This is a genomic window from Streptomyces sp. NPDC002138, from assembly GCF_040296485.1.
Taxonomy (GTDB): domain Bacteria; phylum Actinomycetota; class Actinomycetes; order Streptomycetales; family Streptomycetaceae; genus Streptomyces.
Genome location: NZ_JBEOXE010000032.1, coordinates 1 through 25,122, shown reverse-complemented (window position 1 = coordinate 25,122; position 25,122 = coordinate 1). Strand labels below are relative to the sequence as shown.

The 25,122-nt window shown below is 74.3% G+C and carries 22 protein-coding genes, 1 pseudogene and 1 riboswitch; of the genes and pseudogenes, 10 read left to right on the top strand and 13 right to left on the bottom strand.

All coding sequences use genetic code 11. From position 1 onward, the window contains the following. Nucleotides 1-11 precede the first annotated feature (11 nt). Nucleotides 12-1,091, bottom strand: a complete 1,080-nt coding sequence (locus tag ABT084_RS21400) for a pyridoxal-phosphate-dependent aminotransferase family protein (protein WP_351046266.1) — start codon at nucleotides 1,089-1,091, stop codon at nucleotides 12-14. A 76-nt stretch (nucleotides 1,092-1,167) separates the two neighbouring features. Here ABT084_RS21400 and ABT084_RS21395 point away from each other — a divergent pair, with 76 nt between their 5' ends. Together ABT084_RS21395 and ABT084_RS21390 are read left to right on the top strand one after the other, a co-directional pair. Then, nucleotides 1,168-2,262 carry an amidohydrolase family protein gene (locus ABT084_RS21395; protein ID WP_351046148.1) on the top strand — a complete coding sequence of 365 codons (1,095 nt, stop codon included), beginning with the start codon at nucleotides 1,168-1,170 and terminating at the stop codon, nucleotides 2,260-2,262. Nucleotides 2,263-2,555: 293 nt separating this feature from the next. Continuing rightward, nucleotides 2,556-3,515, top strand: coding sequence for an SCO1860 family LAETG-anchored protein (locus ABT084_RS21390; protein WP_351046146.1), 960 nt, complete (start codon nucleotides 2,556-2,558; stop codon nucleotides 3,513-3,515). A gap of 43 nt (nucleotides 3,516-3,558) precedes the next feature. Here ABT084_RS21390 and ABT084_RS21385 read toward each other — a convergent pair whose 3' ends face one another. Continuing rightward, nucleotides 3,559-4,785, bottom strand: coding sequence for a CapA family protein (locus ABT084_RS21385; protein ID WP_351046143.1), 1,227 nt, complete (start codon nucleotides 4,783-4,785; stop codon nucleotides 3,559-3,561). 196 nt (nucleotides 4,786-4,981) lie between these two features. Beyond that, a complete protein-coding gene (gene cobC / locus ABT084_RS21380; RefSeq protein ID WP_502968989.1) occupies nucleotides 4,982-6,442 on the bottom strand; it encodes an Rv2231c family histidinol phosphate aminotransferase CobC in 1,461 nt (486 codons plus the stop codon). Between the two features lie 80 nt (nucleotides 6,443-6,522). Here cobC and ABT084_RS21375 point away from each other — a divergent pair, with 80 nt between their 5' ends. Then, nucleotides 6,523-7,269 carry a ZIP family metal transporter gene (locus tag ABT084_RS21375; protein ID WP_351046139.1) on the top strand — a complete coding sequence of 249 codons (747 nt, stop codon included), beginning with the start codon at nucleotides 6,523-6,525 and terminating at the stop codon, nucleotides 7,267-7,269. A gap of 2 nt (nucleotides 7,270-7,271) precedes the next feature. Here ABT084_RS21375 and ABT084_RS21370 read toward each other — a convergent pair whose 3' ends face one another. The 7 genes and pseudogenes from ABT084_RS21370 to ABT084_RS21340 all read right to left on the bottom strand — a co-directional run bounded on the left by ABT084_RS21370 (nucleotide 7,272) and on the right by ABT084_RS21340 (nucleotide 15,955). After that, complete coding sequence (locus ABT084_RS21370; RefSeq protein ID WP_351046136.1) at nucleotides 7,272-8,690, bottom strand: cobyrinic acid a,c-diamide synthase CobB; 1,419 nt, start codon at nucleotides 8,688-8,690, stop codon at nucleotides 7,272-7,274. 5 nt (nucleotides 8,691-8,695) lie between these two features. Further along, nucleotides 8,696-9,295 carry a cob(I)yrinic acid a,c-diamide adenosyltransferase gene (cobO, locus tag ABT084_RS21365; RefSeq protein ID WP_351046134.1) on the bottom strand — a complete coding sequence of 200 codons (600 nt, stop codon included), beginning with the start codon at nucleotides 9,293-9,295 and terminating at the stop codon, nucleotides 8,696-8,698. Further along, complete coding sequence (locus ABT084_RS21360) at nucleotides 9,295-11,436, bottom strand: putative cobaltochelatase (protein WP_351046131.1); 2,142 nt, start codon at nucleotides 11,434-11,436, stop codon at nucleotides 9,295-9,297. The genes cobO and ABT084_RS21360 overlap by 1 nt, the downstream gene beginning before the upstream one ends. 61 nt (nucleotides 11,437-11,497) lie before the next feature. After that, nucleotides 11,498-13,183: pseudogene (locus tag ABT084_RS21355) on the bottom strand (cobyric acid synthase). Next, nucleotides 13,180-14,166 carry a cobalamin biosynthesis protein gene (locus ABT084_RS21350; protein WP_351046128.1) on the bottom strand — a complete coding sequence of 329 codons (987 nt, stop codon included), beginning with the start codon at nucleotides 14,164-14,166 and terminating at the stop codon, nucleotides 13,180-13,182. The pseudogene ABT084_RS21355 and the gene ABT084_RS21350 overlap by 4 nt, the downstream one beginning before the upstream one ends. Before the next feature lie 36 nt (nucleotides 14,167-14,202). Then, nucleotides 14,203-14,347: riboswitch (cobalamin riboswitch) on the bottom strand. Nucleotides 14,348-14,441: 94 nt separating this feature from the next. After that, complete coding sequence (locus ABT084_RS21345) at nucleotides 14,442-14,663, bottom strand: hypothetical protein (protein ID WP_351046125.1); 222 nt, start codon at nucleotides 14,661-14,663, stop codon at nucleotides 14,442-14,444. A gap of 20 nt (nucleotides 14,664-14,683) precedes the next feature. Further along, nucleotides 14,684-15,955, bottom strand: coding sequence for an inorganic phosphate transporter (locus ABT084_RS21340; RefSeq protein WP_351046122.1), 1,272 nt, complete (start codon nucleotides 15,953-15,955; stop codon nucleotides 14,684-14,686). A 343-nt stretch (nucleotides 15,956-16,298) separates the two neighbouring features. Between ABT084_RS21340 and ABT084_RS21335 the strand changes: the two genes are divergently transcribed. Together ABT084_RS21335 and ABT084_RS21330 are read left to right on the top strand one after the other, a co-directional pair. Further along, nucleotides 16,299-17,438, top strand: a complete 1,140-nt coding sequence (locus ABT084_RS21335; protein ID WP_351046119.1) for an alpha/beta hydrolase family protein — start codon at nucleotides 16,299-16,301, stop codon at nucleotides 17,436-17,438. 106 nt (nucleotides 17,439-17,544) lie between these two features. Next, on the top strand, nucleotides 17,545-18,984 hold the full coding sequence (locus ABT084_RS21330) for a hypothetical protein (RefSeq protein ID WP_502968988.1): 1,440 nt from the start codon (nucleotides 17,545-17,547) through the stop codon (nucleotides 18,982-18,984). Between the two features lie 120 nt (nucleotides 18,985-19,104). On the opposite strand, the gene ABT084_RS21325 is transcribed toward ABT084_RS21330, so the two are convergent. Beyond that, nucleotides 19,105-19,500 carry a VOC family protein gene (locus ABT084_RS21325; RefSeq protein ID WP_351046116.1) on the bottom strand — a complete coding sequence of 132 codons (396 nt, stop codon included), beginning with the start codon at nucleotides 19,498-19,500 and terminating at the stop codon, nucleotides 19,105-19,107. A 74-nt stretch (nucleotides 19,501-19,574) separates the two neighbouring features. After that, complete coding sequence (gene ypfJ / locus ABT084_RS21320) at nucleotides 19,575-20,465, bottom strand: KPN_02809 family neutral zinc metallopeptidase (RefSeq protein ID WP_351046113.1); 891 nt, start codon at nucleotides 20,463-20,465, stop codon at nucleotides 19,575-19,577. 288 nt (nucleotides 20,466-20,753) lie between these two features. Here ypfJ and ABT084_RS21315 point away from each other — a divergent pair, with 288 nt between their 5' ends. From ABT084_RS21315 to ABT084_RS21305, 3 genes are all read left to right on the top strand, one after another. Then, nucleotides 20,754-22,352, top strand: coding sequence for an ABC-F family ATP-binding cassette domain-containing protein (locus tag ABT084_RS21315; protein WP_351046110.1), 1,599 nt, complete (start codon nucleotides 20,754-20,756; stop codon nucleotides 22,350-22,352). A 397-nt stretch (nucleotides 22,353-22,749) separates the two neighbouring features. Then, a complete protein-coding gene (locus ABT084_RS21310) occupies nucleotides 22,750-22,971 on the top strand; it encodes a helix-turn-helix domain-containing protein (RefSeq protein ID WP_351046108.1) in 222 nt (73 codons plus the stop codon). A gap of 164 nt (nucleotides 22,972-23,135) precedes the next feature. Next, on the top strand, nucleotides 23,136-23,915 hold the full coding sequence (locus ABT084_RS21305; protein ID WP_351046105.1) for an enoyl-CoA hydratase/isomerase family protein: 780 nt from the start codon (nucleotides 23,136-23,138) through the stop codon (nucleotides 23,913-23,915). A 14-nt stretch (nucleotides 23,916-23,929) separates the two neighbouring features. On the opposite strand, the gene ABT084_RS21300 is transcribed toward ABT084_RS21305, so the two are convergent. Next, on the bottom strand, nucleotides 23,930-24,166 hold the full coding sequence (locus ABT084_RS21300; protein ID WP_351046103.1) for a hypothetical protein: 237 nt from the start codon (nucleotides 24,164-24,166) through the stop codon (nucleotides 23,930-23,932). Between the two features lie 106 nt (nucleotides 24,167-24,272). Here ABT084_RS21300 and ABT084_RS21295 point away from each other — a divergent pair, with 106 nt between their 5' ends. Together ABT084_RS21295 and ABT084_RS21290 are read left to right on the top strand one after the other, a co-directional pair. Then, the gene (locus ABT084_RS21295; RefSeq protein WP_351046100.1) at nucleotides 24,273-24,722 is read left to right on the top strand and encodes an Asp23/Gls24 family envelope stress response protein; all 450 of its coding nucleotides are present in this window, start codon (nucleotides 24,273-24,275) and stop codon (nucleotides 24,720-24,722) included. A gap of 20 nt (nucleotides 24,723-24,742) precedes the next feature. After that, complete coding sequence (locus tag ABT084_RS21290; protein WP_351046098.1) at nucleotides 24,743-24,976, top strand: hypothetical protein; 234 nt, start codon at nucleotides 24,743-24,745, stop codon at nucleotides 24,974-24,976. Nucleotides 24,977-25,122: the final 146 nt, after the last annotated feature.

The window sequence follows — 25,122 nt, the reverse complement described above, 5'->3', positions numbered from 1 at the left end:
CCTCCGGCCCTCTAGGCGGTCGCCCCCCAGGCGGCGGTGGCCGCCTCCAGGGCCGGGGCCGACGGCACGGACAGCGCCGTGGCCAGGGCCGTCAGACAGGCGTGCACGACGGGGAGTGCGGCCGCCGGTCCGAAGTGGTTGACCCGGATCATCTCGTGCGCCAGTGCCCCGCCCCCCGCGGCCAGCGGCGCCGAGGGGTCGACCGCCAGCGCCCCGGTGACCACCAGCGAGGCGTCCGGCACCCGCAGGGTGGTGGCCACCGGCGCCGCGTCCGCCGCGTCGTGGACGTACGGAGCCACCCCCAGCGCCGACGCCCCCGCACGGGTCGCCGCCGCGGCCGCCGCGTGCCGGGCCATCAGGGCCGCCGGGCCCTCCTCGGCGATCCGGGCCAGGCAGGCCTCCAGCGCGAGCATCTCCAGCTGCGCGGGAGCGTGCAGCAGCGCCGTGCGCCCGCCGTCGATCCAGCGCTCCTTCCAGTCCAGCAGGGAGAGGTACGAGCGGCGGGGCGCCGCCGGGTTCTGCGCGAAGCGGTCCCACGCGCGCTCCGAGACCGATACCGCCGAGACCCCGGCGGGGCCGCCCATCGCCTTCTGGGCCCCGATCACGCACAGGTCCACGCCCCACGCGTCCGGCAGCAGCGGTTCCGCGCCCACCGAGGCGACCGCGTCGAGCATGAACAGCGCGCCGTGCGCCCGGACGACCTCGCCGATCTCCGCGACCGGGTTCGTGTTCCCCGTCGCGGCCTCCGCGTGCACGAGCGAGACGAAGTCGATCTCCGGCCGCGCGGCGAGGGCGCGTTCGACCTGCGCCGCGCTCACGGCGGTGTCGAAGGGCACGGTCAGGTCCACCACGGTCGCGCCGCAGTCGCGCAGCCAGTTGCCGAAGGTGGTGCCGTACGGCCCCGTCACGATGTTGAGCGCCGTCGAGCCCGGCCGCGCGCCCGAGCGGATGCAGCCCTCCAGCGGGAGCAGCGCCTCGCCCTGCGTGATCACCACGTCCTGGCGGGTGGAGAGGAGCTCCGCGACCCCCCGTTCGATCGCCGCGAAGCGCTCCGCGGTCAGCGGCGGCAGGTCAAGGAGGGGGTGGGGCACGGTGCTGGTCACGGTGGTGCTCTCTTCGTTCGAGGTTACGGGCAGAGCGTACCGAGCGGGTGGCTACAGTGCGGCCATGAGCGATGTGCTGCACGTGAAGGGGCGGATTCTCGTCGGACCGGACGAGGTCCGCGACGAGTTGTGGGTCGTCGGTGGCCGGATCTCGTACGAGCGCCCGCGCGCCGGGGCCGCCGCCCACGAGGTCACCACCGTCACGGGCTGGGCGCTCCCGGGCCTGGTCGACGCGCACTGCCACGTGGGACTGGACGCCCACGGTCCGGTCGACGACGCGACCAGCGAGAAGCAGGCGCTGGCGGACCGGGAGGCGGGCACCCTGCTGATCCGGGACGCCGGTTCGCCCTCCGACACCCGCTGGATCGACGCGCGCGAGGACCTGCCGAAGGTGATCCGGGCCGGTCGGCACATCGCCCGCACCCGCCGCTACATCCGCAATTACGCCCACGAGATCGAGCCCGCCGACCTCGTCGCGTACGTCGGCCGCGAGGCCCGGCGCGGGGACGGCTGGGTGAAGCTGGTCGGCGACTGGATCGACCGCGAGGTGGGCGATCTGACCGCCTGCTGGCCGCGCGCCGAGGTGGAGGCGGCCATCGCCGAGGCGCACCGGCTCGGCGCCCGCGTGACCGCCCACTGCTTCGCCGAGGACTCGCTGCGCGACCTCGTCGAGGCCGGCATCGACTGCGTCGAGCACGCCACCGGCCTGACCGAGGACACCATTCCGCTCTTCGCCGAGCGCGGGGTGGCGATCGTGCCGACGCTGGTCAACATCGCGACGTTCCCGAAGCTGGCGTCGGGCGGCGAGGCCAAGTTCCCCCGCTGGTCGGCCCATCTGCGGCGGCTGCACGAGCGGCGGTACGACACGGTGCGTGCGGCGTACGACGCGGGCGTGCCGGTGTACGTCGGTACGGACGCGGGCGGTTCGCTGCCGCACGGGCTCGTCGCCGCGGAGGTGGCCGAGCTGGTGAAGGCTGGTATCCCGGCCTCGGCCGCGCTGTCGGCGACGGCGTGGGGCGCGCGCGCCTGGCTGGGGCGGCCCGGACTGGAGGAGGGCGCTCCGGCGGACCTGGTGGTCTACGGGGAGGACCCGCGCGCGGACGTGTCCGTACTGGCCGATCCGCGCCGGGTGGTGCTCGCGGGCCGGATCCGCGGCTGAGCGCGCGTAGCTGGGCGCAGGGGGGGCGAGCGCGCCGGGTTGACCAGGGCGTGACACCGACGAGCTCCTGGTCGTTAAGGATGGCCGAAACCTGTGGTGCGCGGGGTTTCGGCGCACTCCTGCGCCTCAGGATTCGAATATCTGCGTGGAAACCACCCTTTGGGGTGAACTCACGCCAGGTTGTCACTCCTTCACTCTCAGTGCGTAAAACTTCCGGGGTCCAAGCCGTCGGCGCACGCGATGTCCCCCATTGGCGGCGCGACGGCTCCCACCTCCCTGGGGGTTCCACCACCTTGAACAGCAACACCTTCCGCAGGCCCGCGGCCGCCCTGCTCGCCGCGGGAGCGGTCGCCCTGCTCACCGCACCCGCCGCCCACGCCACGGGCGGCTCCGGTGCCGGGAGCACGGGCAGCGCGGGCGGCTCCGGCACGGCCGGCGCCGTCGTCCTGCGCGCCGGGCTCGACGTGGGCCTGCTCAACAAGACCGTCGACGTGCCGCTGACCGCCACCCTCAACGAGGTCAGCGCGCCCGCCGACGCCGCCAAGACCGCCCTGACCGTCACCCTCGACGGGGTCGACCAGGGGCAGCCGGTGAGCGTCCTGCGCGCCGACACCGCCACCTCGAAGGCCACGGCGGACAAGACCGGGGCGCGGGCCGAGGCGAACCTCGTCCACGCCGAGGTCCACGTCCCCGGGCTGCCCCTGCTCTCCCTCATCGAGGTGGAGAAGGTCACCTCGAAGGCCGTCTGCGAGCCGGGGAGGGCGCCGGTCGCCACGTCCAACGTGCTCGGCACGGTGACCGCCCTCGGCAAGAAGATCACCCTGTCCGCGGGCGGCCCGACCCGGGTCGTGGTCCCGGGCGTGGGCGAGGTGAGCCTGGAGCTGTCCGGTACGCAGACCACCTCGACCACCGCCGCGGCCGCCGCCCTGCGGCTCAAGGTGTCGGTGAACCCCGGCCATCTGAACGTCGCCCAGGTGACGGGCGAGCTGGTCCTGGCCGAGGCGCACTGCGAGCGCGCGGGCGGCATCGCGCCCTCCGTCGCCCCCTCCACCGCGGCCTCGCCGCAGGTGCCCGCGAAGCCCGCGGCGGTCGTGGACGTCAAGCCCCACTCCGGCGGGGCCGAGGCCAACCTGGCCGAGACCGGGGCCGGTTCGGCCACGCCGTACGTGGCGGGCGGCGCGCTGCTCCTGCTGGGCGGGGGCGCCGCGGCCCTCGTCGCGACCCGGAACCGGAGCCGCGGCCGGATCCAGTAGCCGCCGTACCCCGCCGTACCCCGCCGGGCCGTCCGGAGATGTCCTAGCGGGTCGCGTGCGTCAGCCCCTGTGCGCCCGCCCGGCGCGACAGCACGGCCTCGGTCACCTGCTGGTCCACGGCGGCGTACTCCGCCCGCTTCCCGGCGCTCAGCCCGGTGTCGGAGGCGGCGCAGGCGGCGCACACCACGCGGAACGGCGGGGCCATGTCCGAGTACTGGGTGAGGAATTCGGCCTTGGTCACGTCCCAGCGGTCCGGCCGGCCGGTCGACGGGGTGAAGGTGAAGCGCGGGATCGAGCCCATGTTGCCGCGCTTCATCTCCGGCGGCACGAAGCTGGCGACCTGGTCGCCCATCCCGTAGACCACCCAGGTGCCGTTGAGCTTCTCGTAGGGCTGCGGGACGTGGTTGTGGGTGCCGAGGATCAGGTCGATGTCCGGCTCGCCGGCCGTCCGCGAGGCGGTCAGCGCCTGCGCCAGCTCCAGCTGTTGCTTGTCGGGAGCGGTCTGCCATTCGGTGCCCCAGTGCACGCTGAGCACCACCACGTTCGCGCCCGCCGCCCGCGCCGCGCGGGCGTCGGCGATGATCCGCTGCTGGTCGATGAGGTTCACGGACCAGGGTTTGCCCTCGGGCACCGGGATGCCGTTCGTGCCGTAGGTGTACGACAGTTGGGCGATCTTCGCGCCGCCCGCGCTCAGCAGCGCGGGGGTTTGGGCCTCCGCCGCGCTGCGGGCCGAGCCCGTGTGCTTGACGCCGACCCGGTCGAGGTGGTCGAGCGTGCGGGCGAGGCCGGGGAAACCGGCGTCCAGCGTGTGGTTCGACGCGGTCGAGCAGCTGTCGTACCCGGTGTCCTTGAGGGCGTCGGCCAGCTCCTGCGGGGCCTTGAAGGTCGGGTAGCCGGTGAAGGGGCCGCCCGGCTCGCCGTACGGTATCTCGTGGTGGCATATCGCGAGGTCGGCGGCGCTCACGACGGGCTTGACGCCCGCCAGTATCTTGCGGAAGTCGTGGCCCTCGCCGCCCGCGTCGAGGGCCGAGCGCTCGATGATCGACGGGTACGGGATGATGTCGCCCGTCCCGACGAGGGTGAAGGGCCGGGCGTCGGACGGCACGGCCGCATCGGCCTTCCCCGTCGCGGCGGGCTCGCGCGCGCCGCCCCCCAGCCGCTGCCCGGCCGCCGCGTCCCCGTGGTCGAGCAGTCCCGGTACGGCGTGGACGCCGCCGGCGACGATCGCCAGCCCCGCCACGCCCGCCCCGATCTTGGCGGATCGTCTCATCCCGGTGTTCCCCCGAACCCTGTGTCCCGGCCGGTCACGGCCGCTGCTTCCGTGTCCCGGCCGGTCACGGCCGCTGCTTCCCGGGCCACTCTCGCACGGCCGTTCGTGGCGGGCGAGGCGGGCGAGATGGCCGGGAAGCGGGTCCGGGGCACGGGTCCGGGGCACGGGTCCGAGTGCGCGGGGCCACCCGGGGGGCTCAGGACGACGTCAGCGTCAGCGCGTGGTCCAGCGCCTGCAGCAGCCGCCCCGTCGTCGCCCGGTCGCGCACCGCCAGCCGCAGCCAGGACCGGTCCAGGCCGGGGAAGGTGTCCCCCCGTCGGACGGCGAAACCGAGGGCCCGCAGCCGGGCCCGTACCTCCGGCGCCCGCTCCACCCGGATCAGGACGAACGGGCCCGCAGCCACCCCCGCCACCGTGACCTCGTCGAACTCGGCCAGCCCGGCCAGCAGGTGGATCCGGTCCACCTCGATCTGCCGCGCCGCTGCCTCCGCCTCCGCCAGCGCCGCCGGGGCCACGCACGCCTCGGCCGCCGCCAGCGCCGGGCTCGACACCGGCCACAGCGGCTGCGCCGCCGACAGCGCCGCGATCACCGCGGGTTCGGCCAGGACGTACCCGATCCGCAGCCCCGCCAGCCCCCAGGTCTTGGTGAGGCTGCGCAGCACCACCAGCCCGGGTACGTCCGTCCGCCCCGCCAGCGCCTCGCGTTCGCCCGGCACCGCGTCCATGAAGGCCTCGTCGACCACCAGCGTCCGCCCCGGCCGGGCCAGCGCGGCCAGCCCCGCCGCCGGGTGCAGCACCGACGTCGGGTTGGTCGGATTGCCGATGACCACGAGGTCCGCGTCCTCGGGTATCGCCGCCGGGTCCAGCCGGAAGCCGTCCTCCGGCCGCAGCAGCACCCGCTCCACCCGGTGCCCGGCGTCCCGCAGGGCCGCCTCCGGCTCGGTGAACTGCGGGTGCACCACCACCGGCCGTACGGCGCCCAGCGCCCGCGCGATCAGCACGAACGCCTCCGCCGCGCCCGCCGTCAGCAGGACCCGCTCCACCGGCAGCCCGTGCCGCGCGGCCACCGCCGCCCGCGCGGCCCGCCCGTCCGGATAGGCCGAAAGGGTGTCCAGCGAGGCGGCGATCCGTTCCTTGAGCCAGGCCGGGGGAGTGTCCGACCGTACGTTGACGGCCAGGTCCACCAGCCGCCCCGGCGCGTCCACCAGCTCCGCGTCCCCGTGGTGGCGCAGGTCGTGCGCCTCCGCCCGGGCCACCGCGCAGGTGGCCGCCGCCGACTTCCGCTTCGGTACGAGCAGCTCGCCGCCCCCCGCCAGCGCCGCCGCCTCCGCGACCGAGGGGGTCCCGGCCGCCGCCCGGGCCGCCTCGCTCGGATGCGGGACCGCGATCCGCTCCAGCTCCGCGGGACCGTACGTCAGCAGTGGCACGCCGAAACGCTCCGCGGCTCCCGAGATCCCGGCCTCGGCCGCCTTCGACTCGACCGTGGCCAGCGCGCTGAGCGCCGCCACGGCCAGCCCGGCGTCCCGCAGGGTCTCCTCGACCAGGGCGCAGACCTCCGCCGCCGAGACCCCCGCGCGGCCGCCGACCCCGACGACCACCCGCTCGTACCCGCTGTAACCGCCCTGCTCGCCCACCCGGGGTCCTCGCTCCCTCGTCATCGTCAGCCGTCAACATTCCGTCGCCCGCCACCCCGCGCGCGAAGGTGCGCGCGGGCCCGGCAGTCGGTATTCAGGGGCCTATGGCCGTGATCGTGGCGTTGGGCGCGTTCCTGATGACGCTGGCGGGCGGATGGACGGCGCAACGCGTCACCGACCGCCGCCACCTCGTGCTGGGCCTCGCCGGCGGGCTGATGCTCGGCGTGGTGGGCCTGGACCTGCTGCCGGAGGCCATGCGGGCGGCCGGGCACGAGGTGTTCGGCGTCCCGCTGGCCCTGCTGCTCTTCGTCTCCGGCTTCCTCGTCGCGCACGTCGTCGAGCGGGTCCTGGCGGTCCGCCAGGCCTCCCACGGCGGCGAGAACGGCTCCGGACACGCGGAGCACGGCGGCAGGGTCCCCGAGGTCGGCCTGACGGCCGCGGGCGCGATGGTCGGCCACAGCCTCGCCGACGGGGTGGCGCTGGGCGCCGCCTTCCAGGTCGGCGGCGGGATGGGGGTGGCCGTCGCGCTGGCCGTGATCACCCACGACTTCGCCGACGGGTTCAACACCTACACCCTGACCAGCCTGTACGGGAACGCCCGCCGCAAGGCCCTGATGATGCTGTTCGCGGACGCCGTGGCCCCGGTCATCGGCGCGCTGTCCACCATGCTGTTCACCCTTCCGGAGGAACCGCTCGGGGGATACCTCGGCTTCTTCGCCGGGGTCCTGCTCTACCTCGCGGCGGCCGAGATCCTGCCCGAGGCGCACCACCGCCACCCCGCCCTGTCCACGCTGATGTGCACGGTGGGCGGAGTGGCGGGCATCTGGCTGGTCGTCGGCCTCGCGGACTGATCTCACCGGGCGTCCGCTGCCCCTGCGCCCGCGGCTCCCGAGGCGGGGGCCGCGCCCTCCGCCGCGCGCGCCGCGGCCACGAAGCGCCACGCCACCGACGGCTCCGCGGCCCAGTGCGTGTGCAGGTAACTGGCGTGCACGCCGCCCCGCACGAAGCCCTCGACCCGGCGCTCGGGGTGGGTGAACCCCCACGCGGGCGCGGCCCCCGCCCCCGGCTCGATCACCGTGCGGTGGAACTCGTGCCCGCGCAGCCGGGTCCCGGCCCGCGCCAGCGGGCTGTCCGACACCGCCACCGCCTCGCGGTAGCCGAGGGTGAGCCGCTCCGACATCCGCGCGTCGGCGTCCAGTACCCCGCACATCGGCTTGCCGTCCAGCGAACCCGCCAGGTAGAGCAGCCCGGCGCACTCGGCGGCGACCGGGGCCCCCGACGCGGCGAAGGAGGCCACCGCGGCCCGCAGCGGGGCGTTGGCCGACAGCTCCGGCGCGTACACCTCGGGGAAGCCGCCCCCGATGACCAGCCCGGCGGTGCCCTCGGGCAGCGCCTCGTCCCGCAGCGGGTCGAAGGTGACGACCTCGGCCCCGGCGGCCGTCAGCAGCTCGGCGTTCTCGGCGTAGGAGAACGTGAAGGCGGGCCCGCCCGCGACGGCGACGACCGGCCGCCGACCGGGGGCGGCCGCGGGGCGGAAGTCCGGCGCCCCCGCGGGGTCCCACGCCGCGCAGTCCAGCGGCGGCGCGGTCCGGGCCAGCGCCATCAGGGCCTCCAGGTCGCACCCGGCCCGCACCTGCTCGGCCAGCGCCGCCACCGAGGCCAGCGCGTCCGCCCGCCGCTCGGCGACCGGGACCAGACCCAGGTGCCGCGAGGGCGCCGCGACCTGCGGCACCCGGCGCAGCACGCCGAGCACCGGCATCCCGGCCTCCTCCAGCGCCTCGCGCAGCATCACCTCGTGCCGGTCGGAGCCGACCTTGTTCAGGATCACGCCCCCGATCCGCACCTGCGGATCGAAGGACGCGAAGCCGTGGGCCAGCGCCGCCACCGACCGGGACTGCGAGGACGCGTCCACCACGAGCACCACCGGCGCCCGCAGCAGCTTGGCGACCTGCGCGGTCGAGGCGAGTTCGCCCCGCCCGGCGGCCCCGTCGTACAGGCCCATCACGCCCTCGACCACGGCGAGGTCGCACCCGGCCGACCCGTGCGCGAACAGCGGGCCGATCAGCTCCGGCCCGGACATGAAGGAGTCCAGGTTGCGCCCCGGCCGGCCGGTGGCCAGGGCGTGGTAGCCCGGGTCGATGTAGTCGGGCCCGGCCTTGTGCGGGGACACGGCGAGGCCGCGTTCCGTGAAGGCCGCCATCAGGCCCGTCGCGACAGTGGTCTTGCCGCTGCCGGAGGACGGCGCGGCGATCACCAGGCGCGGGACGGTCACGGACGTCACCACTCGATGCCTCTCTGGCCCTTCTGGCCGGTGTCCATGGGGTGCTTGACCTTGGTCATCTCGGTGACCAGGTCCGCGAACTCCACCAGCTTCTCCGGTGCGTTGCGGCCGGTGATGACGACGTGCTGGGTCCCGGGGCGGTCGCGCAGCACCTCGATCACCTCGTCCACGTCGATCCATCCCCAGCGCAGCGCGTACGTGAACTCGTCCAGGACGTACAGGGTGTGCGTCCCGGCCGCCAGGTCGCGCTTGACCTGCTCCCAACCCTCCTTCGCCGCCTGCTCGTTGTCGAGCTGTGCGTCGCGCTGGACCCAGGACCAGCCCTCGCCCATCTTGTGCCAGACGACCGGGCCGCCCTTGCCGGTCTCGCCGAGGGCCTTGAGCGCGTTCTCCTCGCCGACCTTCCACTTCGCCGACTTGACGAACTGGAACACCCCGACCGGCCAGCCCTGGTTCCAGGCGCGCAGCGCCAGGCCGAAGGCGGCCGTCGACTTGCCCTTGCCGGGTCCGGTGTGGACGAAGACCAGCGGGCGGTTGCGACGCTGACGCGTCGTGAGTCCGTCGTCGGGAACGACGGACGGCTGTCCCTGCGGCATTAAGCGGCCCTCCTGAGGGTCGGGGATGAGGTGCGTACGTTCTTCACGAGCCCGGCCAGCGAGTCGGCCCGCAGCCCGTCGAGGGTCACGGCCGGACCGCCCAGATCGGTGGCCAGGACCCCGGCGAGCCCGAGCCGGACCGGGCCCGACTCGCAGTCCACGACCACCGAGGCGACGTGCTCGCCCTGGAGCAGCAGCGCGGCGCGGCGCGCGAGCGCCCGGGCGTCCCCGCCCGCCGGGCCCGCCGAGGTGGCGCGGCCGTCGGTGACGACCACCAGCAGCGGGCGGCGCGAGGGATCGCGCAGCCGCTCGACGCGCAGCACCTCGTGGGCCTTGAGGAGTCCCGCCGCCAGCGGGGTGCGCCCGCCGGTCGGCAGCCGCTCCAGCCGGGCCGCCGCCGCGTCCACCGAGGAGGTGGGCGGCAGCGCCAGCTCGGCGCCGGTCCCGCGGAAGGTGATCAGGCCGACCTTGTCGCGCCGCTGGTAGGCGTCCAGCAGCAGGGACAGGACCGCGCCCTTGACCGCGCCCATCCGCTTGCGGGCCGCCATCGAGCCGGAAGCGTCCACGACGAACAGCACGAGGTTGCCCTCGCGCCCCTCCCGGGTCGCCTGGCGCAGGTCGTCCTTGCGCACGACCAGTCCACGGCCGCTGCGCCCGCGGGCCAGCTGGTGCGGGGCGGCCGCCTGGATGGTCGCCGCCAGGTGCAGCTTGGTCAGCTGGCCCCGGGGGCGCTGCGCGCCGGTCGTGCGCCCGTGCGCGGTGCGGGCCCGCGAGCGCCGTCCCGACGCGCCCTCGCCGAGGCCCGGGACGCTGAGCATCTTGGTCCGGAAGGGGTCCGCGGCCCGTACGGCGGCCTGGGTGGGCCCGTCGGCCGCGTCGGCGCGGGCGGGGGCGGGGGCGGGCTCGGGGGCCTGCTCCGGCTCCGCCGGATCCGCCGGGTCCGCGCCGCCGTCCGTCCCCGGAGCGGACTCCGGCGCCGGATCCCGTCCGTGGTCCTGCGGCGGCACCCCGCCGCCGTCGGGCCCCCCGTCCGGGCCTCCGTCCGGTCCGCCCTCGGGTCCGCCCTCCGGTCCGCCGTCATCCGGACCCTCGGGCTCCGGCTCGGGCTCCGGGTCGGGTTCGGGCTCCTCGTCCGGGAACGAGTCGAGGATCTCGTCCAGCATGTCCTCGTCCAGCCCCGGCGCGTCGAAGGGGTTGCGCCGCCGCCGGTGCGGCAGCGCCAGCAGCGCGGCCTGGCGCACGTCCTCCTTGCGCACGTCCGTGCGCCCGGCCCAGGCCGCCAGCGCGGTGGCGGTGCGCGCCATCACGATGTCGGCCCGCATCCCGTCGACCTCGAAGGCGGCGCAGGTCGCGGCGATCTGCATCAGCGCGCCGTCCCCGAGCACCACCCGGCCCAGCAGCTCCCGCGCGGCGACCACCCGGGTCCGTACGTCCGCCTCGTCCCCGGCCCAGCGCGCGGCGAAGGCCGCGGAGTCGTCCTCGTACGCGAGCCGGCGGCGCACCACCTCGACGCGCTGCGCGGGCTCGCGGGAGGCGGCGACCTCGACGGTCAGCCCGAAGCGGTCCAGCAGCTGCGGCCGCAGCTCGCCCTCCTCCGGGTTCATCGTGCCCACGAGCAGGAAGCGGGCGGCGTGCCGGACGGAGACGCCCTCGCGCTCGACGTAGGAGGCGCCCATCGCGGCGGCGTCGAGGAGCAGGTCGATGAGGTGGTCGTGCAGCAGGTTGACCTCGTCGACGTAGAGGATCCCGCGGTGCGCGTCGGCCAGCAGGCCCGGTTCGAAGGCCTTCACGCCCTCGGACAGGGCCCGTTCGATGTCGAGCGCCCCCACCAGGCGGTCCTCGGAGGCGCCGACGGGCAGCTCCACCATCCGCGCGGGGCGCGCGGCCCCGCCGCCGCTCTCGTGCGGGCCGTCGGGGCAGGCCGGATCCGGTGCGGCGGGCGCGCAGCTGAACCGGCAGCCGGGCACGACGTCGACCTGCGGCAGCAGCGCGGACAGCGCGCGCACGGCGGTCGACTTGGCCGTGCCCTTCTCGCCGCGCACCAGCACGCCGCCGACGGCGGGGCTCACCGCGTTGAGCAGCAGCGCGAGGCGCAGGTCGGCCTGGCCGACCACCGCGGTGAACGGGTAGGGCGTGCTCATGCGTTGCTCACTCCTTCGAAGGTGCGGACCGTACCCGGGGCTCCGCCCCGGACCCCGCGCCTCAATCGCCGGCGGGGCTGGTTTTCGCTGCCGTTGTCCGCTCGGCGCGGCCGAGTTGACCGCAGGGCAACTTCAGCCCCGCCGGCGTTTGAGGCGCGGGTCCGGGCGGGGCCCGGTTTCGAGAAGGGGCGGGTAGGGGAAAGCCCCCGCAGGGCCAGGGCCGCCGTCACGGCGCACCCGGCGGGAGGAAGGGGAGCCCGGCCGGAGCCCCGCCCTCGATCAGTCGCAGCAGCGCACCCGTATCCGCGTGCTCCTCGATCAAATCGCCCAGCAGATCAAGCTGTTCCTCCCGCAGGGAGCCGAAGGACGTGTCCGGCGCCGGGACGAAGCGGCGCCCGGCCGCCGACGCGACCTCCCGCAGGAAGGCCCGCCGGAACCCGTCGCTCTCCAGCGACCCGTGCCAGTGCGTGCCCCACACCTCACCGACCCGGCACCCGTCCAGGAAGGGCACCCCGCCCCGCACATCGGCCACGCCGTGGTGGATCTCGTACCCCAGGACGGCCTCGCCCAGCGCCCGCCCGCTCGGCCGGGCGAGGGTCTTCTCCCGCTCGAAGCGCACGCGCACCGGCAGCAGCCCGAGCCCCTCGACGACCCCGGCCCGGGACTCGACCTCGTCCTCGATCGACTCGCCCAGCACCTGGAAGCCACCGCAGATCCCCAGCACCGGGCGCCCCTCGGCGGCCCGCCGGGCCAGCGCGTCGGCGAGCCCGCGCTCGCGCAGCCAGGCGAGCGCCTTCACGGTGCCGCGGGTGCCGGGTACGACGACCAGGTCGGCGTCGGCCAGCTCCTCGGCCCGGTCCACGAACCGCACCACGACGCCCGGTTCGGCGGCCAGCGCGTCCACGTCGGTGAAGTTCGACATGAGCGGCACCGCGCACACCGCGACCCGCAGCACGTCCTCGCCGACCGGCGGGGCCACCACCGACTCGCGCACGGCGCCGCGCAGCGAGACCCGCAGGCCGTCCTCCTCGTCGATGCCCAGCCCGTGCCGGAAGGGCAGCACGCCGTAGGTCGCGCGCCCGGTCAGCCCGCGCAGCATCTCCATGCCGGGCTCCAACAGGGACACGTCGCCGCGGAACTTGTTGACCAGGTAGCCCGCGATCAGCGACTGGTCCTCGGGGGAGAGCAGCGCCGTCGTACCGAAGAAGGAGGCGAAGACCCCGCCGCGGTCGATGTCGCCGACCACGACCACCGGGAAGCGCGCGGCCCGCGCGATGCCCATGTTCACGATGTCCGTGCGCCGGAGATTGATCTCGGCCGGACTGCCCGCCCCCTCGCAGATCACGGCGTCATACGTGCCCCGCAGTTGCTCCAGGCAGTCCGTGACGATGCCGAGCAACCGCTCCTGGCGCCCGCCGTGGTAGCCACGGGCGCTCATCTCGCCCACCGGCTTGCCCAGCAGCACCACCTGGCTGCTGCTGTCGCTGCCGGGCTTGAGCAGCACCGGGTTCATCAGCGCGGTCGGCTCGACCCTGGCCGCCTGGGCCTGCATCGCCTGGGCGCGGCCGATCTCGGCGCCCTCCAGCGTGACGAAGGAGTTCAGGGACATGTTCTGGGCCTTGAAGGGGGCCACCTTCACGCCCTGGCGGGCCAGCCAGCGGCAGATGCCCGCGGTGACCACGCTCTTGCCCGCGTCGGAGGTGGTTCCGGCGACCAGGAGTCCGCCGCCGCGCCGCGCGCCGCTCATACGCGTCCCTTCGTAGTACGACCGGATGCGCACGGTGATGCGCACAGTGACGACACCAGCAACCGCAGGGACACACAGGCGCCGAGGGCGATCCAGGTGACCCGGCGCGACAGCCGTACGGCCCGCTCGATGTCCGCGACCTCGACCGGCCGGCCCGCGGCTCCGTTCAGCACCGCCCGGTGCTCCACGCGCCCGGCGTAGGCCAGGGTCCCGCCGAGGCGGACCCCGAGCGCCCCCGCGAAGGAGGCCTCCACCGGTCCGGCGTTCGGGCTGGGGTGGGCGGCCGCGTCCGCGCGCCAGGCCCGCACGGCGCCCCGCCGGTCGGGACCGGCGAGTACGGCGGCCAGCGCGGTCAGCCGGGCGCCCGGCCAGCCCGCGAGGTCGTCGAGCCGGGCCGAGGCCCAGCCGTAGCGCAGGTAGCGGGGGGACTTGTGGCCGACCATCGCGTCCAGCGTGTTCACGGCGCGGAAACCCAGCAGCCCGGGCACCCCCGCCAGCGCGCCCCACACCAGGGCGCCGACGACGGCGTCGGAGGTGTTCTCGGCGACCGACTCCACGACGGCGCGGGCGATCTGCTGCTCGTTCAGCGCCTGCGGGTCGCGCCCGCACAGGTGGGGCAGCCGCTCGCGGGCCACCTCGGCGTCCCCGGCGGCCAGCGCGCCCCCGATGGCACGGGCCTCGCGGCCCAGCGAGGTGCCGCCGACCACCGCCCAGGTGGCGGCGGCGGTCAGGGCGATACGGGCGGCGGCGGGCCGGGAGCGCACGGCGCGGGCGCCCAGCGCGCCGAGGGCGGCCGCGCCCCCGGCGCACACCAGGGCGTGCACGGCACCCCTGGCCCGGCTCTCGCCCCACAGGGCTCGTTCGACGGTGGCGGCGGTCCGCCCGAAAGCGGCGACGGGATGCCCGCGGCGAGGATCACCGAGGATCCGGTCGCCGATCAGGCCGGCCGTCGCGCCGTACGCGAAAACGCGGTCGGCACGCATGTGGCAGGTAGGTCCTCACTCAGGGTCCGCGCCCTGGTTCGACGTGTCCGGTGGCGAGAGTTCCTGGCTCCCGGGAGCCCCTGGCTCCTCGGTGACAGTGGCGGGACCGCGCCGGATTCGCACCGGACTTCCTCTTCATGCCGCCGTGTTGGCTCCGGCAGTCCACCACGCCCCGCGAACGCCCGTCAACTTGCCGTTGACCTGCGAAAGCTCCCCCCGGCTCGGAGCCGGAGGGAGCTTTCGGACGTGCTGGTGCGGACGGGGTGCGGGTGGTGTCAGCCGACGATCAGGTAGATCGCGTAGCCGACGGCCACCGCGCAGAGCGCGAAGCAGGCGTAGGCCCCGGTGCGCGCCAGGTGGGCGGCGCCGCCCTGGCCCGTCGCGGTCTCGTGCTTCGACAGTCCCAGGATGCCCAGCGCGAACAGGGTCACGAGGGTGACCGTCGCGGAGAGGCTGACTCCGAACACGGAGCCGAGTGCTGCCCAGTCGATCTTCATACTGCCGATTCCTCTGCGGGTCAGACCGCGGCGGCGGGCGCCGCCGGTGCCGGGGGAGCGGCCGGGGCCGGGGTCGGGATGGTCGCCTTGAAGCTCTCGTCCGTGACCGCGGCGGTGGTGCCCGCGACCGGCGGGACGGCGACGGCGGCGATCGCGGTGGTGACCACGCCCGGCGCCTCGGCCGCGGTGTCCGCGACGTCGTTCACGTTGTGGTGGTCGACGACCTGGCGGCGCGAGATCAGCCAGATGGCGACGCAGGAGCCGATGAGGAAGAGCGTGACGGCGGCGACACCGACGTCACCGGTCCGCATGACCAGCTCGGCGCCCGCGGAGACCAGGGCGGCGGCCGGCAGGGTCAGGCCCCAGGCCATGAACATCCGGCTGGCGGTGGACCAGCGGACCACTCCGCCCTTGCGGCCCAGACCCGCGCCCATGACCGCGCCGGAACAGGCGTGGGTGGTGGAGAGGGAGAAGCCGAGGCTGGACGAGGCCAGGATGACGCTCGCGGCCGAGGTCTGGGCGGCGAAGCCCTGCTGCGGCTGGAGGTCGGTCAGGCCGCTGCCCATGGTGCGGATGATGCGCCAGCCGCCCAGGTAGGTGCCCATCGCGATCGCCATGCCGGCGGAGACGATGACCCAGACCGGCGGGTTGGAGCCGGGCGCGAGCGCCCCGCCCGCGACCAGCGCCAGGGTGATGATGCCCATCGTCTTCTGCGCGTCGTTGGTGCCGTGCGCGAGGGAGACGAGCCCGGCCGAGGCGATCTGACCGGCCTTGTAGCCCTTGGCCGAGGTCTTCGCGTCGACGTTGGAGCCCAGCTTGTACGTGAGCCTGGCGGCCAGCATCGCGGCCACACCGGCCACGATCGGCGCGGCGACCGCGGGGAGCAGCACCTTGGTGACGAGCGTGCCGCCGTTGACGGCGCCGAGACCGGCGGAGGCGACGGCCGCGCCGACCAGGCCGCCCATCAGGGCGTGCGACGAGCTGGACGGCAGGCCGACCAGCCAGGTGACGAGGTTCCAGAGGATCGCGCCGACGAGCGCGGCGAAGATCACCTCTGGCTGGATGCCTTGCTCGTTGACCAGGCCCTTGGAGATCGTCTTGGCGACCTCCACGGACATGAACGCGCCGACGAGGTTCAGCACGGCGGACATGGCCACCGCCGTCTTGGGCTTGAGTGCGCCGGTCGAGATGGTGGTAGCCATCGCGTTGGCCGTGTCGTGAAAACCGTTCGTGAAGTCGAACACGAGAGCGGTGATGATCACGATCCCGAGGAGAAGCGTTATGTGCTCCATTTACCCAGGCTTCTGTTTGACGTCAGTGGCAAGCCGACCGTAGGCAACCTGGGTGAACGGAAGATGAACTGAAACGGGCGGAGCGGTGTACCGATCGAAGGCCCTTTTGAGCGCCTCGCCCTCATTGATTCATGGATATATCGATTTACGCACGTCAGGGGCGGGTTGCCGACCGCCGGGCCGAGGGTCTTCCGGTCCGCTTTCCCCTCGTCCGGACCCCGCCGGGGAGACCTGGATCACAGGGTGGAGGGGTCCGGTCCGGCGGGCCGCGCGCACCGGGCCCGCCCGCCCGGAAGGACTCGCTCCGGATGCCGTGGCGGCCCGGCCGCCCGACACTGGAGCGGTGCGCACCGCTACAGCGACGGCAGCGGCCGTCACCACCCTCACCGCCGCCGCAGGCGTGGCCGCGGTCGCCGCGCTGGCCGCGGGCCGGTACGCCGCCGACGCCGCCCTGCGGACCGACCCCGGCCGCCCCCTGCCCGGCGGCCCCCGGCTCGTCGTCCACTCCACCGCCGGGGACCAGGTCGTCCTGACCCGGTCCCTCGCCTCCCAGTGGCCCGGTACGTACGCCCTGGCCGCGCCCGGGGTGCACGCCGTGGTCGGCGCGGTCCTGCCCGACGTCCCGCACGACCCGGACGCCGTGGTGCGGCGGCTGGTCGGAGTCACCCACGGCGCCCTGGCCCCGGGCACCCGGGTCCGGCTGACCCCGCAGATCCACCTGGGCAACCCGCGCACCGCCCTCGGGCTCGACCACGCCGACGTGGACGTCCCCGGCGAGCTGGGCGCGCTGCCCGCCTGGTTCGTGCCCGGCGCCCGCGACACCTGGGTCATCACCGCGCACGGGCTCGGCGGCACCCGGGAACACCCGATGGTGGTCATGCCCTTCCTGCACCACCACCGGCTGCCGGTCCTCGACCTCGCCTACCGCGGCGACCTCGGCGCGCCCCGCCCGCCGGACGGCCTCGGCCACCTCGGCGCCTCGGAGTGGCGCGACCTGGACGCGGCCATCCGCTACGCCCTGCGCTTCGGCGCCCGCCGGGTCGTCCTGTACGGGTGGTCCACCGGCGCGACCATGGCCCTGCACGCCGCCGAACGCTCCGCGCTCGCCGACCGGATCTCCGGCCTGGTCCTCGACTCCCCGGTGCTGGACTGGCACACCACCCTGCGCCGGCTCGCCGCCGCCCGGCGGACCCCGGCCGCGCTGCTCCCGCTCGCGGTCCGGGCCGCCGAGGGCAGCGCCGGGCTCCGGGCCGACGCGCGGGCCCCGGGCGCCGATCCGAGGGCGCTGCGGATGCCCGTACTGATCTTCCACGGGCCCGACGACACCCTCGCCCCCTGGGAGCCCTCGCGCCGGCTCGCCGCGGCCCGGCCGGACCTCGTCACCCTGCGCACCGTCCGCGACGCCCCCCACGGGGCGATGTGGAACGCCGATCCGGCGGGCTACGAGGAAGCCCTGCGCAGGTTCCTGACCCCTCTTATGTAGCCACCGTGGCGCGAAGGGCCGTTTGTCCCGATATCACCCCTTGACTGCCGACGGTAACCGCCGGTTCCGTTTGGGCTTTCGGGCCGTGACGGGCGAGACTGCTTCCGTGACGTCCCGAAAGCCTGATGAGCAGTTGGCTCGCGACTCCAGACTCCGCCTCGTCTCGCCGCGCTCCGTCGCCACGGCCCGCAAGGCGGTGACCGACCGGAGCACCCGGCCGGCCCCCCGGCCCCCGGCGGGCACCCCCGCCGCGCCCGACCTCGCGAACCGGGCCCGCGCCTCGCTGGCGGACGCCGTACGCCTGGCCCGCTGGGCCGAGCACCACCTCGGCGTCGCGGACGGGCCCCGGCCCGCCCCGGCGGGCGCGCTGCCCGCCGCCGACGTCGAACGGGCCGCCCGGCAGCTGGGTCTGACGCACGGCCAGATCCAGGTGGGCTGGGACCGCGCCCGGCTCGCGGGCCTCGTCGAGATGCACGGCGGACACGCCCGCCCCGGCTGGCGGCTGCGCGCCTGGGACCGGGACGACACGGCCGTCCTGCGCGGCTGGGTCGCCCTCTTCGACGCCTGGTCGCTCGTCCACCCGGCGCCCGCCGACATCGCGCCCTCGGCCGTCGCCGAAGTGGTTGAATCGATGCCCCAGGTCCTCTCCCTGCTCCAGCTCTCCGCCGGTCCGGTCACCGTCCCGGCCCTGCTGGACCTGCTCGGCCAGCGCGTCGTCGAACTGCGCGACGAGCGCTGCGAAGTCCCCTACGACGCCCCGGCGTCCGAGCACGGTCAGCCGGGCTCCGGTTCCGGTTCCGAGACGGCCGTCGCCGACCGGCCCGTCCCGCTCGCCCGCCTGCTGCGCTGGGCCCTCGGCGGCCTGGCCGCCGTCGACGCCGTCACCCTGGGCCCCGCCCAGGCCGCGCTCACCCCGCTCGGCAGCTGGGCGGTCTGGGTCAAGCTGGAACAGATCTGCGTGGCCGCCCAGAGCCCCGCCGGGAACATCGAGCAGTCCGCCGCCGCCATGCTGCACGGCTGCGCCCGGCTCACCCCCGGCCCGGCCCGCGCCGAATACCTGGCCTGGCTCGCCGCCCGGCCCGTCGGGCACGCCGTCAGCGAGCTGCTGCACGCCGCCCGCGGGGAGGACGCGCTGCTGCGCGGGCTGGCCTTCGAGGCGCTGCGCGTGGTCGGCGCCCCGGCCGAGCCCGAGGTGCGCGCCGCCGCCCGCGAGGCCACGCTGCGGCCGTACGCCCTGCTCTGGCTCGCCGAGCACGACGGCGTGGACCCCGACGAGGCCCAGGACGTGCTCACCCGCGAGGAGTCGACCTGGCTGTGGGTCGACACCGCGGCCGCCATCGCCGACCACGGCGAGGCGGAGCTGCTGGCCCGCCACCTCGACTCGGCCGTCCGCACCACCGTCCCCCGGCTGCTGGACGAGGTCCGCGCGGTCGGCCACCCCCGCACCGTGCAGGTCCTCGTGGCCCTGGCCGCCGCCCACCCCGACCCGGCCCTCGCCAAGGCGATGCGCCGCGCCGCCTTCCAGGTGCACACCGGCGGCGTCTAGTGCCGCGTCAGGCAACGTTTGCCCGTCGCGACGGGGCGAACATTGCCTGACGCGGCACTAGGCCGTCTCTTTGGCCGCGGGCCGGGTCCGCGAGTGGGGGGCGGGGACCGGCTCCGCGGTTCAGACCTGCGGGGCGTACGTCCCGAAGCTCCAGATGTTGCCCTCGCCGTCGCGGGCCATGTAGTCCCGCGACCCGTAGTCCTGGTCGGTCGGCGGCATCAGGATCTCCACCCCGTGCTCCACGGCCCGGCGGTGGTGCGCGTCCACGTCCTCGACCACGATGTACACCCCGGTCGGGCCGCCGTCGGCCATGGCCGCGTCGAAGACCCCGCCCCGGCCCTTGCTGCCCAGCATCACCATGCCGTTGCCGTACGCCAGCTCGGCGTGCATCACCGCGCCGTCCTCGCCCTCGTACACGGCGGCCTGGGTGAAGCCGAAGGCCTCGGTCAGCTGCTTGATGGCGGCCTGGGCATCGCGGTAGAGCAGCGTCGGAAAGATGGTCGGAACACCTGCCATGGCGATCACTCCCTCTTGTGAACGTGACCCGTGAATGTGACCCGGACCACAAGTCTCGCAGGCGGGTGTGACAGTCAGCGGAAGGTGTTGCACTGGGCCATGTCGCCCGTCCGGTAGCCCTGGTAGAACCACTGCTGACGCTGTTCGGCGCTGCCGTGCGTCCAGGACTCCGGGGTCACCCGGCCCTGGAACTTCTCCTGGATCCGGTCGTCGCCGACCGCCGCCGCCGCGTTCAGCCCGTCCTTGACGTCCTGCTCGGTCAAATTCGTGATCAGCGGCCGGCCGGTGGCCTTGTCCGGGGTCGTGGTGGCGTGGTGCGCCCACACGCCCGCGTAGCAGTCGGCCTGCAGCTCCACCTTGACCGCGTTGCTGTTCGCGCCCTGCTGTCCGTCCTGGGCCTTCTGCAGGGTGCCGGTCAGGTTCTGGATGTGGTGCCCGTACTCGTGGGCCACCACGTAGGCCTGGGCGAACGGGCCGCCGCTCGCGCCGAACTTCGTCCGCAGGTCGTTGAAGAACCCCAGGTCGAGATAGACCTGCCGGTCACCGGGACAGTAGAACGGGCCCACGGCCGAGGTGGCCGTGCCGCAGGCGGTGCCGACCCGGCCGGTGAAGAAGACCGTCTGCGCCGGGGTGTACCGGCCGCCGCGCCGGGTGAACTCCTGCTTCCAGAAGTCCTGTGTGCTGTTGACCACTCCCACCAGTCGGCAGTCCTCCCGCGCGTTCGCGTCCCTGCCCGTCTTGCAGGTCTGCTGCACCTGCGCGGCCGACGAGGAGGTGACGGCGGGCTGCGGACTGCCGTCGGAGAGCCCGAGCTGCTCGGGGCCCACACCGAAGAGCAGCCCCATGACCAGCGCGATGAGGCCCACGATGCCACCGCCGACCGTGGCCCGGCCGCCCGGGATGCGGCTGCCGCGCACGTCGTTGACCTCGGACGTGTCCAGATTCGCGTCGTCGTCGAACTGCATCCCGCACCGGCCTCTCATCGTGACGTGGGGGGAGGTCAGTGGCCGCCCCTGCGGCGAGTATCAACCTCTACGACCCCTTCATCCTGGTACCCATGCCCGGAGCGCGGCGTCGCACGGGGGCCGAACGGGGGACACCGGCCGGCGCCCGCCCGGGGGCGGGCGCCCCGAAAAGTGGTTGCGCGCCCCCGGTAGAATGTCTCCATGGCAAATCTCCTCGCGGATTAGCGGCGTCGGAAGTCTCGCGTCCCTGCCCCCCTTCCGCCGTCCCCACCGCCCTGGAGTATTTCCGTGATCACCGCAACCGGCGTCGAACTGCGCGCCGGCGCCCGCATCCTCATCGAGTCCGCCTCCTTCCGCGTCGCCAAGGGCGACCGCATCGGCCTGGTCGGCCGCAACGGAGCGGGCAAGACCACCCTGACCAAGTGCCTCGCGGGCGAGGGACAGCCCGCCGCGGGCACCATCACCCGCTCCGGCGAGGTCGGCTACCTCCCGCAGGACCCGCGCACCGGCGACCTCGAGGTCCTCGCCAGCGACCGGATCCTCTCCGCGCGCGGGCTCGACGTCCTGCTCAAGAAGATGCGCATGAACGAGGAGCGCATCTCTTCCGGCTCCGGCGCCACCCGCGAGAAGGCCATGCGGCAGTACGAGCGCCAGGAGACGGAGTTCCTGACCAAGGGCGGGTACGCCGCCGAGTCCGAGGCCGCGACCATCTCCGCCGCGCTCGGCCTGCCCGACCGGGTCCTCGGCCAGCCCCTGCACACCCTCTCCGGTGGTCAGCGCCGCCGCGTCGAGCTGGCCCGGATTCTCTTCTCGGACGCCGACACCCTGCTCCTCGACGAGCCCACCAACCACCTCGACGCCGACTCGATCGTCTGGCTGCGCGACTACCTCAAGAACTACCGCGGCGGCTTCGTCGTGATCTCCCACGACGTCGACCTGGTCGAGACCGTCGTCAACAAGGTCTTCTACCTGGACGCCAACCGCGCCCAGATCGACGTCTACAACATGGGCTGGAAGCTCTACCAGCAGCAGCGCGAGGCCGACGAGAAGCGCCGCAAGCGCGAGCGCCAGAACGCGGAGAAGAAGGCCGCGGCCCTCAACTCCCAGGCCGACAAGATGCGCGCCAAGGCGACCAAGACCGTCGCCGCGCAGAACATGGCCAAGCGCGCCGACCGGCTGCTCGCCGGCCTGGACGCCGTCCGCGTCTCCGACAAGGTCGCCAAGCTCCGCTTCCCGGACCCGGCGCCCTGCGGCAAGACCCCGCTGACCGCCGAGGGCCTGTCCAAGTCGTACGGCTCGCTGGAGATCTTCACCGACGTCGACCTGGCCATCGACAAGGGCTCGCGCGTCGTCATCCTCGGCCTCAACGGCGCCGGCAAGACGACCCTGCTGCGCCTGCTGTCGGGCACCGAGAAGCCCGACACCGGCACGGTCGTCCCCGGTCACGGCCTCAAGCTCGGCTACTACGCCCAGGAGCACGAGACCCTGGACCCGGAGCGCTCGGTCCTGGAGAACATGCGCTCCTCGGCGCCGGACCTGGACCTGGTCGCCGTCCGCAAGACGCTCGGCTCCTTCCTGTTCTCCGGCGACGACGTCGACAAGCCGGCCGGGGTCCTCTCCGGCGGCGAGAAGACCCGCCTCGCCCTGGCCACCCTGGTCGTGTCCTCGGCGAACGTGCTGCTCCTCGACGAGCCCACCAACAACCTCGACCCGGCCAGCCGCGAGGAGATCCTCGGCGCGCTGCGCACCTACAAGGGCGCCGTCATCCTCGTCACGCACGACGAGGGCGCGGTCGAGGCGCTGGAGCCGGAGCGGATCATCCTGCTCCCGGACGGCGTCGAGGACCTGTGGGGCCCGGACTACCGGGACCTGGTGGCCCTGGCCTGAGCCGCTCCCCGGGTGGTCAGAGGGTGGTCCGGGTGGTGGACCGGGGGTGGTCCGGCGCGTTGATCCAGTTCCTTATGGATCATTCGGCCCACGAGTGATCCATCATCTGAGTGAGAACGTCTCGTACCCCCGCACCCTGTACAACGGCCCCGGCCGCGCGCTCATCGCAGCGCGGCCGGGGCTCGCTGTTTTTCGCGTGTGGCCCCTGACCTGGAGATTCCCACCCAGGGTCGCGGCGCGTGACGGAGGGCAAGGGGCGGAAGGGGAGATTCCGTTCTGCGCGGGTGTCCACTCCTCGGGAAAAGCGCTCGCGCCGACCTTGCCGAATGGGTGGCCAGGAAGCCCGAGAGGGGTGATCATGAGAAGTCCAGAGCGCACTTCCCATGAGGAGGCACGGGTGGCCGAGACTCTGAAGAAGGGCAGCCGGGTAACCGGCGCCGCGCGCGACAAGCTCGCGGCAGACCTGAAGAAGCAATACGACTCCGGTGCGAGCATCCGGGCGCTGGCCGAGTCAACCGGCCGGTCCTACGGGTTCGTGCACCGGATGCTCAGCGAGTCCGGAGTCACACTGCGTGGTCGCGGTGGCGCGACGCGCGGAAAGAAGGCGACTTCGGCCTGAGGCCCCGGCCGCAGGCTTCGGTCCGATCCAGGCCATCCGGCCGGGTTCGAAATCGCTCCTAGGTTCCTTCGGTGACCCCCGGTCGGCCCTGTGGTCGACCGGGTGGTTACTGTGCAGTCACTTAAGGCCGAGTCCGCGGCCGACTGCACACCGGAGGCACACAGATGGCTCTGCTCGACAAGGACGGCGTACGGCTCACCGTCGACGACACGGTCGCCTCGGTGACACTGACCAATCCGGCCAAGCGAAACGCCCAGTCCCCCGCGCTCTGGCGGGCGTTGGCAGAGGCCGGCCGGTTGTTGCCGGGCACCGTCCGGGTCGTCGTGCTGCGCGGCGAAGGCCAGTCCTTCTCCGCCGGACTCGACCGACAGGCGTTCACGCCCGAAGGCTTCGAGGGCGAGCCGTCCTTCCTGGACCTGGCGCGTGGCTCCGACGAACAGCTGGACGCCACCATCGCCGAGTACCAGGAGGCCTTCACCTGGTGGAGGCGCAACGACATCATTTCCGTCGCCGCGGTGCACGGTCATGCCATCGGCGCCGGCTTCCAGCTCGCGCTCGGCTGTGACCTGCGCGTCGTCGCGGACGACGTGCAGTTCGCCATGCGCGAGACCAGCCTGGGGCTGGTGCCCGACCTGGCCGGTACGCGGCCGCTGATCGAGCTGGTCGGCTATGCGCGCGCGCTGGAGATCTGCGCCACCGGGCGCTTCGTCCACGCGGAGGAGGCCGAGCGGATCGGCCTCGCCAATCTCGTGGTGCCGGGGGCCGAGCTGGATGCCGCCGTGCGGGATCTGGTGGCGGCGTTGGTGGCTCCGCCGCGGGATGCGGTGATCGAGACGAAGGCGTTGCTGCGGGGGGCGGTCGGGCGTGCCTACGACGACCAGCGGGTCGCCGAGCGCGCCGCCCAGTCCCGCCGCCTCCGAGACCTGGCCGGCTTCTCGGACTGACCCGGCCCCTGCCCTCAATCGCCGGGCGGGCTGGATTTGAGCCATTTCAGCCTGCCCGGCGATTGAGGGCTCGGCGCCCCGTGCGCCGACACCCGGCCCCCGTCCCGGGCCAGGCCGAAGCCCGCCAGGCCCAGCGCGCCGCCGACCCCGTCGAGCAGGACGTCCACCGGGCCCCCGACCCGCTCCGTCCAGCCCGGCTCCGGGTCCCGTCCGCGCGCCCGGTCTCGAACCTCGATCGCGGTCGAGGTCAACGGTGATCGCCACATCTCTTCCGGGCCGACCGGCGTAGTCCCGGCGCATCGGCGGCGGAGCGCGCTTACGGTGGTGGTAAGTCCGTACGCGAGAAAGGACACGGCGATGAGCGACTCGGCATCCGGATCCGCATCCGCAGCGGGGGGCCCCACCAGGGAACCGGCCGACCGGGGCCGCACCAGCATCGCCGACGGCGTGGTGGAGAAGATCGCGGGGCTGGCCGCCCGCGAGGTGGTCGGCGTCCACGCGATGGGCAGCGGCAGCGGCCTCTCCCGCACCTTCGGCGCGGTCCGCGACCGGGTCCCGGGCGGCGCGAAGGCGTCGGTCAGCCGGGGCGTCAAGGCCGAGGTCGGGGAGGTGCAGACCGCCCTCGACGTGGAGATCGTCGTGGATTACGGCGTGTCGATCCGCGCCGTGGCCCGCGCGGTGCGGGAGAACGTGATCTCCGCCGTGGAACGGATGACCGGCCTCGAGGTCGTCGAGGTCAACGTCGCGGTCAGTGACGTCAAGCTGCCCGACGAAGAGGACGAGGAGCCGGAATCCCGGCTCCAGTAGGCGCGCCGAGAGGAACCCGCATGAGCATGGCGGTCGTCGGCCTGGTGGCCGGCATGGCACTGGGGTTCGCCGGGTACTTCGGCGGGTTCGGAGCCTTCCTGCTGGTGGCGGCGCTCGGCGCCGTCGGATTCTTCGTGGGCCGGTTCCTGGACGGGGACCTCGACCCCGGGGACTTCTTCCGCCCCCGCGACCGGGGCTCCCCGCGCGACGGGGACCACGGCGGCGGCCGGGGCCTGGGCGACCGGCGCCGGTGAGGCCGCGATGAACACCCCGCAGCACGGCGCCGGCCCGGCCGCGCCCCGCGGCTGCCTCGATGTCCGCCTGCTCGGCGGTGGCCCAGTAGACGAAGCTCGACCGGTCGGTCGACGTACGCGGTGCGACCCGGGGCCGGATGACCATC